Here is a 14993-nt window from a genome sequence, read left to right as displayed (position 1 = left end):
GATCCCCACGTGACCGAACAGACGCCGTCCACGCCGCCGTTCCGCGATCCGCACCTGCCGTTCGCGAAGCGCATCGACGACCTGCTGCAACGGCTGACGCTCGATGAGAAGATCTCTTTCCTGCACCAGTTCACGCCCGCCGTGGAGCGCCTCGGCGTCGCCGCCTGGCGCACCGGACAGGAGGCCCTGCACGGTGTCGCCTGGATGGGGCCGGCGACGGTCTTCCCGCAGGCGGTCGGCCTCGGCGCCACCTGGAACCCGGACCTGGTGCGCCGGGTCGGCGAGGCGGTCTCCAAGGAGGTCCGCGCGATGCGCGCCCACGACGACCGCGTCGGCCTCAACGTCTGGTCCCCGACGGTGAACCTGTTGCGCCACCCCCTGTGGGGCCGCAACGAGGAGGGCTACTCGGAGGACCCGAGACTGACCTCCGCCATCGCCACGGCCTACACCCGTGGCCTGCGCGGCGACCACCCGACGTACTGGCGCACGGCCCCGGTCCTCAAGCACTGGCTGGCCCACAACAACGAGACGGACCGGGCGACCTCGTCCAGCTCGGTGCGCCCGCGCGTGCTGCACGAGTACGACCTGCGGGCCTTCCGCGAGACGGTCGAGGCGGGCGCGGTCGCCGGGGTGATGCCGGCGTACAACCTGGTCAACGGCCGCCCCAACCACGTCTCCCCGTACCTGCGCGAGCACCTGCGCACCTGGACGGACGAGGAACTGCTGGTCTGCTCGGACGCGGGCGCGCCCTCCAACCTGGTCGACCAGGAGCACTACTTCGACACGCACGAGGAGGCGACTGCGGCCGCGCTGATCGCCGGCGTGGACAGCTTCACCGACCACGGCACGGACAGCTCCCGGATCGTGGATAGGGCCAGGAAGGCGTACGAGCGGGGCCTGTTGACGGAGGCCGACGTCGACACGGCCGTCCGCCGCCAGCTCTCCGTGCGCTTCCGGCTCGGCGAGTTCGACCCGCACGACGACCCGCACGCCGGCACCGGGGAGTTCGACACCCCGGCCCACCGCGCCCTGGCCCGGGAGGCCGCGGAACAGGCGATCGTGCTGCTGCGCAACGACGGCCTGCTGCCGCTCGCCCCGGACACCCGGATCGCGGTCGTCGGCCTGCTCGCCGACGAGTGCAAACTCGACTGGTACAGCGGCACGTTGATGCACCGCTCCACCCCGTTGGAGGGCCTGTACGAGCGGTTCGGCGCCGAGCGGGTTCAGTTCGCGGAGGGCGTGGACCGCATCCGTCTGAAGACCTCCGCCGGGACCTTCCTGCACGTGCCCGAGGCGCCCGAGGCGGCGGACGGGGTGCGCGGCGCCGAGGGCGCCCTGGACCCGGCGCTGCTGGCCGGCCGCACCGACCTGCCGCCGCTGACCACGGACGTCACCGGCACCGAACTCGCCCTGGCCGACTGGGGCGAGGGCGTACTGACCCTTCGCGCACCCGACGGCCGCTACCTCTCGGTGGCCGACGACGGGTACCTGCGGGCCTCCGCCGACCAGCCCGGCGGCTGGGTCGTCCAGGAGACGTTCCGGCTGGAACCCCACGAACACGGTCACCTCCTCAGGCATGTGGGCACGGGTCGTCACGTCTGCGTCGCCGCCGACGGTGTGAAGGTTGCCGACGCGGCTGCGGGACCCGCCGGGCCGCAGCCGGAGGTGTGGGAGCTGGTGGTCGCCGAGCGCGGTGAGGAGGCGGTGCGCAGGGTGGCCGAGCGGGCGGACGCGGTCCTGGTCTTCGCCGGGAACGATCCGCACATCAACGGCCGGGAGACCGAGGACCGTACGACGTTGCGCCTGCCGGCCCAGCAGGAGCGGCTGCTGCGCGCGGCCCGCTCGGTGAACCCGCGCACGGCCCTGGCACTGGTCTCGGCGTATCCGTACGCGGTGGACACGACCGCCGTGCCCGCGGTGCTCTGGACGGCGCACGGCGGCCAGGCGGCGGGGACCGCGCTCGCCCGCGTCCTGTCCGGCGACGTCTCCCCCGCCGGCCGCCTGCCGCAGACCTGGTACGCGGACGACGCCGACCTGCCCGGGCTGCTCGACTACGACGTGATCGGCGGCCGCCAGACGTACCTGTACTTCGAGGGCACGCCGCTGTTCCCGTTCGGACACGGCCTGTCGTACGCCTCGTTCTCCTACGGCGACCTGACGGCCCGGGTGGACGGCGGCTCGCTGCACGTGGGCTTCACCGTCACCAACACCGGGGACGTGACCGCGGACGAGGTGCCCCAGCTGTACACCCGTGCCGTGGAACCCTCCGTGCCCCGGCCGCGCCGCGAGCTGCTCGCCCACGAGCGCGTCACCCTCGACCCGGGCGAGAAGAGGGAGCTAGCCTTCGAAGTCCCGCTGTCCGCACTGGAGTTCTGGGACGTGGCACGGGGCGGCCCACGTCTTGAGCCGGGCCCCTACGGCCTCCTGGTCGGCGCCTCCAGCGAGGACGTCCGCCTGCGGACGACCCTGCGGCTCGACGGCGAGCCCGGCACCCCGCGCCCGGTGTCGCAACCGGGCCTGGAGGGAGCCGACTTCGACGAGCAGAGCGGGGTCGCGATCGTCGACCGCACGAGAACGGCCGGTGACGCGGTGATGCCCGAGGAGGGCCGGACGGCCCAACTGGTGTACCGGGACTGCGACTTCGGGGACGGTGTCACGCGGGTCGTCGCGACGGTGGCCGGCGCGGGCGTCGTGGAGCTGTCCCTGAACGGGGGCGCGCCGCTCGCCGTACTCACCCTCGACACCGCCACCACGACGCCGTACGACTACACCTCGCTCGGCGCCGATGTCGCCGTCCAGGGCGTGCACGACGTGCACCTGAGGCTGCGCGGCCCGCTGCGGCTCGCGCATGTCGGCTTCTCCGGTTGAGGGTCCGGAGCAGGCCGACGACATGAGGGGGCCCGGCACCGGAAGGCAGCGGTGCCGGGCCTCTTCGGGGAGCCTATATGGAAACGGTTCCCATCAACCAGGGGTGGGTCAGAGCGCGAGCCCGGTCAGCACCAGCACCCGCTCGTAGGTGTAGTCGTCCATCGCGAACCTCACACCCTCGCGGCCGACGCCGGACTGCTTGGCGCCGCCGTACGGCATCTGGTCGGCGCGGTAGGAGGGCACGTCGCCGATGACGACACCGCCGACCTCCAGCGCCCGGTGGGCACGGAAGGCGGCCTGCAGGTCATGCGTGAACACCCCTGCCTGGAGGCCGTACTTGGAGGAGTTGACGGCGGCGAAGGCCGCGTCCTCGCCGTCGACCTTCTGCACGGTCAGCACGGGCCCGAAGACCTCCTCGCAGGAGATCGTCACATCGGCCGGCACGTCGGTGAGGACGGTGGGCGCGTAGGAGGCGCCGTCGCGGTCGCCGCCGGTGAGCAGGGTCGCGCCCGCCTCCACGGCCTCCTTCACCCACGCCTCGACGCGCTTGGCCGCGTCCTCGCTGACCAGCGGGCCGACGTCGGTCTTGTCGTCGGACGGGTCGCCGGTGACCTGTGCCTCGACGGCGGCGACGATCCGCGGCAGCAGCCGGTCGTACACCGAGGCGTCGGCGATGACGCGCTGCACGGAGATGCAGGACTGGCCGCCCTGGTAGTTGGAGAAGGTCGCGATGCGGCCGGCGGCCCAGTCCAGGTCGGCGTCGGAGGCGTAGTCGCCGAGGACGACCGCGGCGCCGTTGCCGCCCAGCTCCAGCGTGCAGTGCTTGCGCGGCACCGAGTCCATGATCGCGTAGCCGACCTTCTCGGAACCGGTGAAGGAGATGACCGGCAGGCGCTCGTCCTGGACGAGGGCGGCCATCTTGTCGTTGGCGACCGGCAGGATGCTCCAGGAGCCGGCCGGCAGCTCGGTCTCGGCGAGCAGGTCGCCGATGATCAGGCCGGAGAGCGGGGTGGCGGGCGCCGGCTTGAGGATGATGGGCGCGCCGGCGGCGATCGCGGGTGCGACCTTGTGGGCGCACAGGTTGAGCGGGAAGTTGAAGGGCGCGATACCGAGGACGACGCCCTTCGGGAAGCGGCGGGTCAGCGCGAGCCGCCCCTGGCCGCCGAGGTCGGTGTCGAGTCGCTGGGCCTCACCGCCGTTGAAGCGCCGGGCCTCCTCGGCCGCGAACCGGAAGACGGACACGGCACGGCCGACCTCGCCGCGCGCCCACTTGATCGGCTTGCCGTTCTCGGCGGAGATCAGCCGGGCGATCTCCTCGGTGCGCTCGGCCAGACGCCGGCTCACGTGGTCCAGGGCGGCGGCGCGCACATGCGCGGGGGTGGCGGCGAACTCGTCGCGTACGGCGTACGCGGCGGCGACGGCCTCCTCGACCTGCGCGTCCGTCGGCACGCTCACCTGTCCGACCAGGTGGCCGTCCCAGGGGGAGGTGACGTCGAAGGTGTCCTCGCCGGTGACCTGGCGGCCGGCGAGCCAGAAGGCGGTGGTGGAAGTCATTGTGCGAGTCCCGGCCCTTCCCGTTGGGGGTGCTGTTCGTGGCGTTCGGGTCCACGGTAGGGCGGGCCGTCCGGGGAGGTGTTTGTCCAGGGTGGAGCAGTGACCGCCGCCGACGCTACGGTTTGGCGCCTCAGCCGTGTTCCGCCGCCACCGCCTTCAGGGCCAGCCACAGCTCCATCCGCACGTCCGGATCGTCCAGCGAGCGCCCCAGGATCTCCTCCACCCGCCGCATCCGGTAGCGCAGCGTGTGCCGGTGAACCCCCAGGTCCGCGGCGGCCGCGTCCCACTGCCCGTGCCGCGACAGCCAGGCCCGCAGCGAGGCCACCAGGTCGCCCCGTCCGGTCGCGTCGTGTTCGTACAGCGGCCGCAGCAGCCCGTCGGCGAACGCCTTGACCGCGTCGTCGGCCAGCAGCGGCACCACCGACCCCGCCGCCAGCTGCTCGTGCTCCACGTACGCCCGGCCGCGTCGGCGGGCCACCGACAGTGCCTGCTCGGCCTGCTTGTAGGCGGCGGCAGCGGCGACCGGCCCCACGGGCGCGGACACCCCCACGACCAGCTCGCCCTCGTCCGCGCCGCCCGTCTGCTCGCGCACCACCGTTCCGGTCCGCGCGGCCTCCAGGCCCGCCGCGTACTCCGCGCAGGCGGCGACCGCCGCGCCCCCGTCCGCCGCGAGCACGACGAGCCGCAGCCCTTCGCCCTCCCCCTCGGGCACCACCAGCACCGCCTCCCCGGCCCGCGCGGCGGCCGACTCCACGGCCTCGGCGAGCGCGGCGAGCGGATCGCCGTGCGCGGCGTGGGCGGCCACCCCCGCGGGGGCGTGCGAGTCGACGGACATGCGCGGCGCCGACGGGGCCGCCTCGGCGACGATCATCCGGAAGGGCGCGTCGAGCAGCCCGCCGTACAGACCGCCGGCCACCGCTCGCGCGTGGTCCGGTTCCCCGGCGAGCAGCATCCTGAGCACCGCCGCCCCGAGCCGCTGCTCGGCCGCCTGCAGGGAGCGCGAGCGCTCCGTCGTGAGGGTGAGCAGCGCGATCGCCGAGTGGACGGCGTAGCGCTCGGCGGTGCCGGGTGCCGCGGCCGTTCCGACGGCCAGCGCGGCGCGCGGCCGCCGGCCGGTGCCCAGCGAGTGCAGTTCGACGCGGTCCTCGTTCTCCGGGCCGCCCACCACCGACGACGCCGGCGCCGGCCGCTCGCGCAGCCGCTCCACGTCCGCCGTCAGCCGGGCGGCCCGCCGGCCCGCCCACTCCGGCGCGGTGGCGACGACGGTGCCCGAGGCGTCGTAGAGCGCCGCCCAGCCGTCGACCTGTGAGGCGAGCGCGGACAGCAGGCCCTCCGGGCCCTCGGCGATGGCCTGTTTGGTCAGCTCGCGCTGGGCGGCGAAGCCTGCCGTCACCGCCCGGTACTGGTCCGCCGCGTTGGCCGCGGACACCGCCTTGCTGATGGCCAGGAAGGGGGTGCGGCGCGGCACTTCGAGGAGCGGCAGCCCCTCCTCCTCGGCCGCGTCGACGAGCGCCTTGGGTGTCTCGTCGTAGTTGACGCCGACGGCGAAGCCGAGCCCGACGACCCCGGCCCCCACCAGCCGCTTCACATACCGGCGCATCGCCTCCGGGTCCTCCGCGTCCAGCTTGAGCGCGGTGATCAGCAGCAGCTCCCCGCCCTCCATGTAGGGCACCGGGTCGGCGAGCTCGCTGACGTGGGCCCAGCGGACGGGCACGTCCAGCCGGTCCTCACCCGCCCGCACGGTCAGCTTGAGCGCGGAGTGGTGGACGAGCGCGGCGAGGGTCAGGGGCATGAGGCCTTCAGGTCTGCGAGGCTCGGGCGGGCTGTGGGGATCGGGCGAACGTGGTGATCATTTGGCCGTCACGTATGAACACCCTATGGCGATTCTGCCTCACCGTACGGTCACCCGGTCACCCGAAAGCCCGGACCCGGAGCCGCCCTAGCCCCGCAGATCCACCAGCAGCGGAGGCGCGTGCTCGCCCTTGACGTCGGTCAGGGACAGTACGGCGTGGCCCGGTGGCACCCCGTGCGCCAGTTCGGACGCCGACCAACGCTCGCGTTCGACCTGGCGGACGGTGACGGCGCGCTGGGTCGGCGCCTTGCCGGTGATCACGCGGCGCAGCATGTGCAGGGCCTTCCCGGCGGGCGTCTCGGCGATGATCTGCCGGTCGGTGACGTCCCGTGCCTCGATCCACTCCTTGCCCCACACCTCGGCGAAGTCCTGCCCGTCCCACGGGGTCAGCCCGGACAGCGCCATGCGGCACCCGGCGGCGCCGAGCAGCGGACCGCGCAAGGGCCTCGGTACGTCGTCCAGCGTGCGCAGCGTGAGCACGGCGCCCGCGTTCGCCGACCGCAGCCGCTGGATGCCGCGAACCGCCTCCGGGGTGACGACCCCGGTCGCGTCGTCCAGCACCAGACAGGCGAACAGCGAGCGGTCCTCGCGCACGGCCACGCTCGCCGTGAACTGCGCGAGCACCAGCCGGGCCAGCATCCGCGAGGCGTCCGCGTGCCCGCGCTCGGGCAGGTCGACACGGACCCGCACCGGGTGGTCGAGCGCCTTGAGCGAGAACGGCTTCGTCTGCCCCGAGGTGTCGAAGAACCCGGCGAAGGCGGGCCGGTCGAGCAGCGCCACCCGGTCCGCGAGGACCGCCGCGACATCGCCGGGGTGCGCCGACTGCCGCTGTCGGGCGTCCAGTTCGCGCACCAGCGACTCCTGCCCGGAGCCCTCGAGCGCCGTCCGCAGCTCGGCCAGCGGACCGGGCGCCCCGTCCAGCAGCTGCCGCAGCTCCGGTACGGAGGGGAAGCGGCCGTGGACCGCCCGGAACGGCCCGAGGAGCTGGGCGAGCACGGTCGTGGAACGCCGGCTGTCGCTGCCGGGGTGCGGATCGGCGAGATCCCCGACGAGCGCCTCGGCGAGCACGGCGGCGGCCTCGTCGGGGTCGCTCGTCCCGCCGTACAGGTCCAGGTCGTACACCGAATCCGGGTTCCCGACGCGTACGACCACGTCGTAGGCGTCGGCCGGGCCGAGCCCGGCGCCCGCCGCGCCGACCACGACGACCGCGGCCCGTCCGGCGAGGGCGTGCAGGCACAGCGACTCGGCGAGCGGCCGGATCACCGTGCCGGTCTTGCCGGAGCCGGCCGGGCCGACCGCCAGCAGGGAGGTGCCGAGCAGATCGGGACCGAGGGCGAGCCCGGCCCCGCGGTAGGCGTAGGGGTTGCGGGGGTCGTCGGCGGCGATGCCGAGCCGCACCTGACCGGTGAGGAGGTCGTGGCGGGCGATGCGGGCGGGCAGGTCGCGTTCGCCGGAGGGGTGCAGACAGGCGGCGGAGCCGTTCTCGAGCACGGCGCCGGTGAAGGCGGCGAGGTCGTGACGGCCGTTGCGCACGCCCTGCCAGGCGCGGGAGATGCGGGCGTGGTCGACGTCCCGCATCAGACCGGCGCGGGCCTCGGCGGCGAGCCGCTCGGCCGCGTCGACGGCACCGACGGCGCGCAGCTGCGGCCACTCGGCGGGATCCTGTTCGGGGGTGGGCGGCCGTTCGGCACCCGACTCGGACGACTTGCCGCTCCAGGCCGGCGGGCCGTAGCGGCGCCAGATCTCCGACCAGCGGCCGAGCCGGCCCACGCCGATCATGATGACCAGGGCGATGAGCACGTAGTAGGCGTAGACGACCACGACGGAGGCGAAGCTGTGCGGCGAGGCCCAGGAGTCGGGGATCATCGCGTAGAGCGGGAGCAGCCACCAGCCGCCGAGGTAGCCGTTCCACAGCAGCGACCAGATCAGCCAGCCGACGAGGAAGGCGATCAGCGCACCGCCGATCAGCTGGCGGGCGGGGATGAGCTCCGGTTCCTCCGCCGCCCGGGGCCGGTGCCCGAACCGCCACACACCGGGCAGTGCCTCGGGCCGCGGCGTGCGCAGCCAGGCCAGGAACGCCGAGCTGTCGGGCCGCGGCGGCACGCCCGGCGCCTCCGTAGGCCTCGGTGGTACGGCGGAGCGTGCCCGTGGCACAGGATTCGCATGCGTACCCCGCGCGTCCTGCGTCCCGTCGCTGTCCATCGCCCTCGCTCCCTGACCAGCCGCTTCCGTCGACCTTCAGCGGTCAATCTAACGCCCCCGGCAAGGGAGTTCACCGATTACGGGGCCGGGCGGCGCGGGACGGTCCGGACGGGGTCCGGCGCCGGTGCCGCGCCGCCGCCCCGGCCCGGTGGAGGCCTCCCCGTCGGCGCGCTATGTCCACCGCGGACAACGCGAATCGCCGACACCGCCCACATGGAGCATGCCCACTCCCCTCCCCCCGCCCTAGCCTGCGAGAAGAAAAGAAGGCAAGAAACCGCAATTCCCCCCAGGAGCCCCTCATGAGCGCACTTCCGCAGGAGCGCCGCGTCGTCACCGCCATCCCCGGCCCGAAGTCGCAGGAGCTGCAGGCCCGCCGCACCGCCGCGGTCGCGCAGGGCGTGGGCTCCGTGCTGCCCGTGTTCACCGCGCGCGCGGGCGGCGGGATCATCGAGGACGTCGACGGCAACCGGCTGATCGACTTCGGTTCCGGCATCGCGGTGACGAGCGTCGGCGCCTCCGCCGAGGCCGTCGTACGCCGGGCGTCCGCGCAGCTCGCGGACTTCACCCACACCTGTTTCATGGTCACCCCGTACGAGGGCTACGTGGCGGTCGCCGAGGCGCTCGCCGAGCTCACCCCGGGTGACCACGCGAAGAAGTCGGCGCTGTTCAACTCCGGCGCCGAGGCCGTCGAGAACGCCGTCAAGATCGCCCGTGCGTACACCAAGCGCCAGGCCGTCGTCGTGTTCGATCACGGCTACCACGGCCGCACCAACCTCACGATGGCGCTGACGGCGAAGAACATGCCGTACAAGCACGGCTTCGGTCCGTTCGCGCCCGAGGTGTACCGCGTCCCCGTGGCGTACGGCTACCGCTGGCCGACCGGCCCGGAGAACGCCGGCCCGGAGGCCGCCGCGCAGGCCATCGACCAGATCACCAAGCAGGTCGGCCCGGAGAACGTGGCCGCGATCATCATCGAGCCGGTGCTCGGCGAGGGCGGCTTCATCGAGCCCGCCAAGGGCTTCCTGCCCGCGATCAGCAAGTTCGCCTCGGACAACGGCATCGTCTTCGTCGCGGACGAGATCCAGAGCGGCTTCTGCCGGACCGGTCAGTGGTTCGCCTGCGAGGACGAGGGCATCGTCCCGGACCTGATCACCACCGCCAAGGGCATCGCGGGCGGTCTGCCGCTCGCCGCCGTCACGGGCCGCGCCGAGATCATGGACGCCGCGCACGCGGGCGGCCTGGGCGGCACCTACGGCGGCAACCCGGTCGCCTGCGCCGGTGCGCTCGGCGCCATCGAGACGATGAAGGAGCTCGACCTCAACGCCCGGGCGAAGGACATCGAGGCGGTCATGAAGGCGCGCCTGACCGCCATGGCCGAGAAGTTCGACGTCATCGGCGACGTGCGCGGCCGTGGCGCGATGATCGCCATCGAGCTGGTCAAGGACCGCGCGACCAAGGAGCCGAACCCGGAGGCGACCGCCGCGCTGGCGAAGGCCTGCCACCAGGAGGGCCTGCTGGTCCTGACCTGTGGCACCTACGGCAACGTGCTCCGCTTCCTGCCCCCGCTGGTCATCGGCGAGGACCTCCTCAGCGAGGGCCTCGACATCATCGAGCAGGCGTTCGCGCGCATCTGAGCAAACGGAATCCGCAGCTCATGCACCGCGTGCGCGCCCTCCGGCTTCCGGTGAGCGGCAGGCCGTGTGAAGAACGTGTGCGGGGTGGATGGCGGGACGGGTTTCCGCCTGTCTTCGGCCACCGAGCTGCCGTAGGTTCTACCCAGATGAGAGATACACCCCGCCCACAGGGGACTGTGGGCGAACTCAGGCCGTGGCCTCCCCAGCTACGACCTGGTCGTGCCCTCGCGCACACTCCCGGAGCTTCCGGCTCCGGATCTCCTCACCGATCGGACAGTCGCCCGCCCCAAACCCCCCGGGGTGGGCGTCGATCCGGTCTGGACGGCCGCCTCGGAACCACCCCCCCTGTTCCGGGGCGGCCGACCCTCCTCTTCCTCCTTCTCGGGCTTCCGGCCCTGTGCTTCGCGCTCATCACCTGGCAGGTCGTCTCCGGCGGCCTGCTTTTGCGCGTGGACGAGCGGGTCAGCCACGCACTCGTCGATCCGCGGCGCTTCTACGGCGCCCTCGCCGACCTGGGCAACGTCACCGTCGCGGTCCCCGCGCTCGCCGTCGTCATCGCGTACGTCGCCCGGCAGGGCCGTACCGCCGGTGTGTACCGGTGGTGGCTGCCGCCCCTCGCGGCGGCGGTGCTGATGACCCTGGTCCCGGCGCTGGTGGTGCCGCTCAAGGTGCTGGTGGACCGGCCGGGCCCGCCGGTCACGGGCCCCGGCACCGGCTACTACCCCTCCGGCCACACGGCCACCGCCTCCGTCGCCTACGGCGCGGCGACCCTGCTCCTCCTCCCCTGGCTGCGCGGCGTCCACGTCCGCCGCGCAGCCGTCGCCGCCTGCGCCGTCCTCAATCTGGCCGTCGGTTTCGGCCTGGTCCTGCGCGGCTACCACTGGCCACTGGACGTCGTGGCCAGCTGGTGCCTGTGCGCGGTGCTGCTGACGGGCCTGTGGGTGTTCCTCGGCCGGAGCGGCCGCGGCGGCCGTCAGCCGAAGTAGCCGTCGAACGTCTTCTGGAACTCCCAGTTCGAGTACCGGTCCCAGTTGACCGACCAGGTCATCAGGCCGCGCAGGGCGGGCCAGCTGCCGTGGGTGGGGTACGAACCGCAGCCGGACCTCTTCGTCAGACAGTCGAGGGTCTTCACGACCTCGGCCGGCGCCACGTAGCCGTTGCCCGCGTTCGTGGACGCCGGCATGCCGATGGCCACCTGGTCGGGGCGCAGGGGCGGGAAGACGTTGTTCGCGTCGCCGGCGACGGGGAAGCCGGTGAGCAGCATGTCGGTCATGGCGATGTGGAAGTCGGCGCCGCCCATGGAGTGGTACTGGTTGTCCAGGCCCATGATCGGACCGGAGTTGTAGTCCTGGACGTGCAGCAGGGTCAGGTCGTCGCGCAGGGCGTGGATGACCGGGAGGTAGGCCCCGCACCTGGGGTCCTGGCCGCCCCACTTGCCGGTGCCGTAGTACTGGTAGCCCATCTGCACGAAGAAGGTCTCCGGGGCCATGGTCAGGACGAACTTCGAGCCGTACCTGGCCTTGAGCGTCTTCAGCGCCGAGATCAGATTCACGATCACCGGGGTCTTGGGGTTCCTGAAGTCGGTGTCGTCGGCGTTCAGGGACAGGGAGTGGCCCTCGAAGTCGATGTCCAGGCCGTCGAGGCCGTAGGTGTCGATGATGTTCGAGACGGAGGAGACGAAGGCGTCGCGGGCCGCGGTCGTGGTGAGCTGGACCTGGCCGTTCTGGCCGCCGATCGAGATCAGCACCTTCTTGCCCGTTGCCTGCTTGGCCTTGATCGCCGCCTTGAAGTCGGCGTCGGACTCGGCGTTCGGGCAATCGGTGACCGGGCAGCGGGTGAAGCGGATGTCGCCGGAGGTGGCGGAGGTCGGCTCGCCGAAGGCCAGGTCGATGACGTCCCAGCTGTCGGGGACGTCGGCCAGGCGCGTGTAGCCGGAGCCGTTGGCGAAGCTCGCGTGCAGGTAGCCGACCAGGGCGTGGGCGGGCAGGTCCGAGGTGCCGCCCGAGGGCCCGGCCGTGGTGGTGGCGGTGACGGTGGCCGACCTCGCGGACTCCCCCGCGGCGTTCACGGCGGCGACCTGGAAGCCGTACGCGGTGGACGGGGACAGGCCGGTCACGGTCGCCGAAGTGCCGCTCGCCGTCCGGACCTTGGTGCCGTCGCGGTAGACGGCGTAACTCGTCGCACCCGTGACCGCCGACCAGGACAGGGTGGCGGAGGAGGAGGTGACGGCGCCGACCGTGAGACCGGTGGGGGCGGCCGGCGGCTGTCCGGTGCTCGCGCCCGGGCCGACGAGGGAGATGTCGTCGGCGTAGTAGGCGCCGGTGCCGTACCAGCCGTGGGTGTGGATCGTGACCTTGGTGGTGGCCGGGCCGGTCCGGAAGCTCGTCGTCAGCCGCTGCCAGTCGGGTGCGGACTGGGTCCAGGTGGAGACGTCGGTGGTGCCGGTGCCGGACGCGCCGAGGTAGACGTAGGAGCCGCGGAAGTAACCGGACAGCGTGTACTGCGCGTCCGGCTGCACGGTCACCGTCTGCGCGCACTGCGCGTTGTCACTGCCGGCCGGGGTCGCCTGCAGTGCCGAGCCGCCGCTGTGCACGGGTGAGCCGACCGTGGTGCCCGCCGTGCAGCTCCAGCCGTCCAGTCCGGACTCGAAGCCTCCGTTCCGTGCGAGGTCCGCGTCGGCCGCACGGGCGGCCGACGAGAGCGCGGTGATGCCGGGTACGGCCAGCAGGGCGGCCGTGAGCGCGGCGAGGACGGGCCTGGTGCGTCTGGGGCGATCCACAAGGGCCTCCGGGCAGGGGGGAATTGGAGGGTGGAGCGCGCCCAACTTGGTCCAGACCAATCCGGTTGTCAAGACCTCCCGTCGTCAGCCGTCGTCCTGGGCCAGGCCCGCCGCCGCCTCGTGCATCGCCAGTTCGAGCAGGGCCGGGTCGGTGAGGGTCGCCGAACCGTCCGGCGGCACCAGCCAGCGCACGCCCCCGGTGGCGCGGCCCGGGTACGGCACCACGATCCAGGTGCCGGCCCCGGCCGTGCGGATGCCGGTGCCCAGCCAGCGGGCGGCCGTGCCGGCCGGCACGAAGAACCCCATCCGGTTGTCGCCGAAGTCGACGAGGACCGGGCCGGGCCGGTCCAGTACCCGGGTCAGTACGTCGAGCGTGGGATAACCGAGCTCGCCCGGCAGGATCAGCACGTCCCACGCCTTGCCCGCGGGCAGCAGCGTGACCCCGAGGGGATTGCGCTCCCACGCCCAGCGGCAGGCCCGGGGATCGGGCGCCACCGATGCCAGCCATTCGACCGCCGTCTTCGCCCCGCTCATGAGAAGACCTCCCTGTCCGTCGTGGACGCTTCTCGCGTCACGAGGGAGAGGGAGGTCTTCGGCCGGCATTACGCGGCTTCCGGAACTTCCTTCAATTGACCGGATCACACGCGCCGGAGCGGGTCAGCTGTCGAAGCCGAGCCCCAGTCTGTCCATCGTCCGCAGCCAGAGGTTGCGGCGGCCGCCGTGGGAGTCGGCGCGCGCCAGGGACCACTTGGTGAGGGCGATGCCCGTCCAGGCGAAGGGCTCCGGCGGGAAGGGCAGCGGCTTCCTGCGGACCATCTCCAGGGACGTGCGCTCGGTGACCTCGCCCGCCAGCAGGTCCAGCATCACCTCGGCGCCGAAGCGGGTGGCGCCCACGCCGAGGCCCGTGTAGCCGGCCGCGTACGACACCCTGCCCTGGTGGGCGGTGCCGAAGAACGCCGAGAAGCGCGAGCAGGTGTCGATCGCGCCGCCCCAGGCGTGCGTGAAGCGGACGCCCTCCAGCTGCGGGAAGCAGGTGAAGAAGTGCCCGGCAAGCTTGGCATAGGTCTCCGGCCGGTCGTCGTACTCGCGGCGGACCCGGCCGCCGTAGTGGTGGATCGCGTCGTAGCCGCCCCACAGGATGCGGTTGTCCGCGGACAGCCGGAAATAGTGGAACTGGTTGGCGCTGTCCCCGAGGCCCTGGCGGTTCTTCCAGCCGACCGACGCCAGCTGCTCCTGGCTGAGCGGCTCGGTCATCAGCGCGTAGTCGTAGACCGGGACCGTGTAGGCCCGTACGCGCTTGATCAGGTTCGGGAAGATGTTGGTGCCGAGCGCGACCCTGCGGGCACGGACCGAGCCGTAGGGGGTGCGTACGGCCATGCCCGCGCCGTACGGCTTCAGGTCCAGGGCGGGGGTGTGCTCGTAGACGCGGACGCCCAGTCGCAGGCACGCCCGCTTCAGGCCCCAGGCGAGCTTGGCGGGGTTGAGCATGGCGACGCCCCTGCGGTCCCACAGGCCCGCCTGGAACGTCGGTGAGTCGACCTGTTCGCGCACCGCGTCGGCGTCCAGGAAGTCGACGCCGTCGGCGAGCCCCTCGCGTTCCATCTGCTCGTACCAGTCGCGCAGTTCCCACGCCTGGTACGTCTCGGTGGCCACGTCGATCTCGCCGGTGCGCTCGAACTCGCAGTCCAGGTCGTGCCGGGCGACCGTCTTCTCGATCTCGTCGAGATTGCGGGCGCCCAGCTCCTCGAGCCTGTGGATCTCCTCCGGCCAGCGGGCGAGGCCGTTGGGCAGCCCGTGGGTGAGGGAGGCGGCGCAGAAGCCGCCGTTGCGGCCGGAGGCGGCCCAGCCCGCCTCCCGGCCTTCCAGCAGGACGACATCCCGTCCGGGGTCGCGCTCCTTGGCGATGAGCGCGGTCCACAGTCCGCTGTAGCCGCCGCCGACGACCAGCAGGTCGCAGGTCTCGGCGCCGGTGAGCGCGGGCTCGGGGTGGGGCTTGCCGGGGTCTTCCAGCCAGTACGGGACCGGCTGGGCTTCGGAGAGTGCCTTCGTCCAACGGCTCATGGCGCTCGGGGCCATGATTTCAACTCCCTACAGAGGGTTTTTC

Annotated in this window: 9 protein-coding genes; 3 read left to right on the top strand and 6 right to left on the bottom strand. The window is 72.8% G+C overall.

All coding sequences use genetic code 11. The features are described 5' to 3' along the window. Window positions 1–9 precede the first annotated feature (9 nt). Window positions 10–2868, top strand: a complete 2859-nt coding sequence (locus FBY22_RS05655) for a glycoside hydrolase family 3 C-terminal domain-containing protein (protein WP_142142836.1) — start codon at window positions 10–12, stop codon at window positions 2866–2868. Window positions 2869–2976: 108 nt separating this feature from the next. On the opposite strand, the gene FBY22_RS05650 is transcribed toward FBY22_RS05655, so the two are convergent. From FBY22_RS05650 to FBY22_RS05640, 3 genes are all read right to left on the bottom strand, one after another. Next, on the bottom strand, window positions 2977–4422 hold the full coding sequence (locus FBY22_RS05650) for an aldehyde dehydrogenase family protein (protein ID WP_142142834.1): 1446 nt from the start codon (window positions 4420–4422) through the stop codon (window positions 2977–2979). Between the two features lie 130 nt (window positions 4423–4552). Continuing rightward, a complete protein-coding gene (locus FBY22_RS05645) occupies window positions 4553–6214 on the bottom strand; it encodes a PucR family transcriptional regulator (RefSeq protein ID WP_142142832.1) in 1662 nt (553 codons plus the stop codon). A gap of 147 nt (window positions 6215–6361) precedes the next feature. After that, window positions 6362–8476 (bottom strand): ATP-binding protein, encoded by a 2115-nt coding sequence (locus FBY22_RS05640; RefSeq protein ID WP_142142831.1) that lies wholly within the window; start codon window positions 8474–8476, stop codon window positions 6362–6364. Between the two features lie 299 nt (window positions 8477–8775). Here FBY22_RS05640 and gabT point away from each other — a divergent pair, with 299 nt between their 5' ends. Together gabT and FBY22_RS45880 are read left to right on the top strand one after the other, a co-directional pair. Continuing rightward, window positions 8776–10110: a 4-aminobutyrate--2-oxoglutarate transaminase gene (gene gabT / locus FBY22_RS05635; RefSeq protein WP_142142829.1), complete on the top strand. Its 1335-nt coding sequence runs from the start codon at window positions 8776–8778 to the stop codon at window positions 10108–10110. Window positions 10111–10559: 449 nt separating this feature from the next. Further along, the gene (locus FBY22_RS45880) at window positions 10560–11096 is read left to right on the top strand and encodes a phosphatase PAP2 family protein (protein WP_399210560.1); all 537 of its coding nucleotides are present in this window, start codon (window positions 10560–10562) and stop codon (window positions 11094–11096) included. Here FBY22_RS45880 and FBY22_RS05625 read toward each other — a convergent pair. The 3 genes from FBY22_RS05625 to FBY22_RS05615 form a co-directional block, all read right to left on the bottom strand. Further along, on the bottom strand, window positions 11084–12889 hold the full coding sequence (locus FBY22_RS05625; RefSeq protein ID WP_142142825.1) for a chitinase: 1806 nt from the start codon (window positions 12887–12889) through the stop codon (window positions 11084–11086). The two genes, FBY22_RS45880 and FBY22_RS05625, sit on opposite strands and share 13 nt — an antisense overlap. 84 nt (window positions 12890–12973) lie before the next feature. Next, on the bottom strand, window positions 12974–13423 hold the full coding sequence (locus FBY22_RS05620) for a hypothetical protein (RefSeq protein WP_142142823.1): 450 nt from the start codon (window positions 13421–13423) through the stop codon (window positions 12974–12976). A gap of 123 nt (window positions 13424–13546) precedes the next feature. Further along, the gene (locus FBY22_RS05615) at window positions 13547–14965 is read right to left on the bottom strand and encodes an FAD-binding oxidoreductase (protein ID WP_142142821.1); all 1419 of its coding nucleotides are present in this window, start codon (window positions 14963–14965) and stop codon (window positions 13547–13549) included. Between the last annotated feature and the right edge of the window lie 28 nt (window positions 14966–14993).

This window comes from Streptomyces sp. SLBN-31, from assembly GCF_006715395.1.
Taxonomy (GTDB): Bacteria; Actinomycetota; Actinomycetes; order Streptomycetales; family Streptomycetaceae; genus Streptomyces.
Note: the sequence above shows the minus strand (reverse complement) of the source record. Positions and strands in the feature narration are given on the sequence as shown.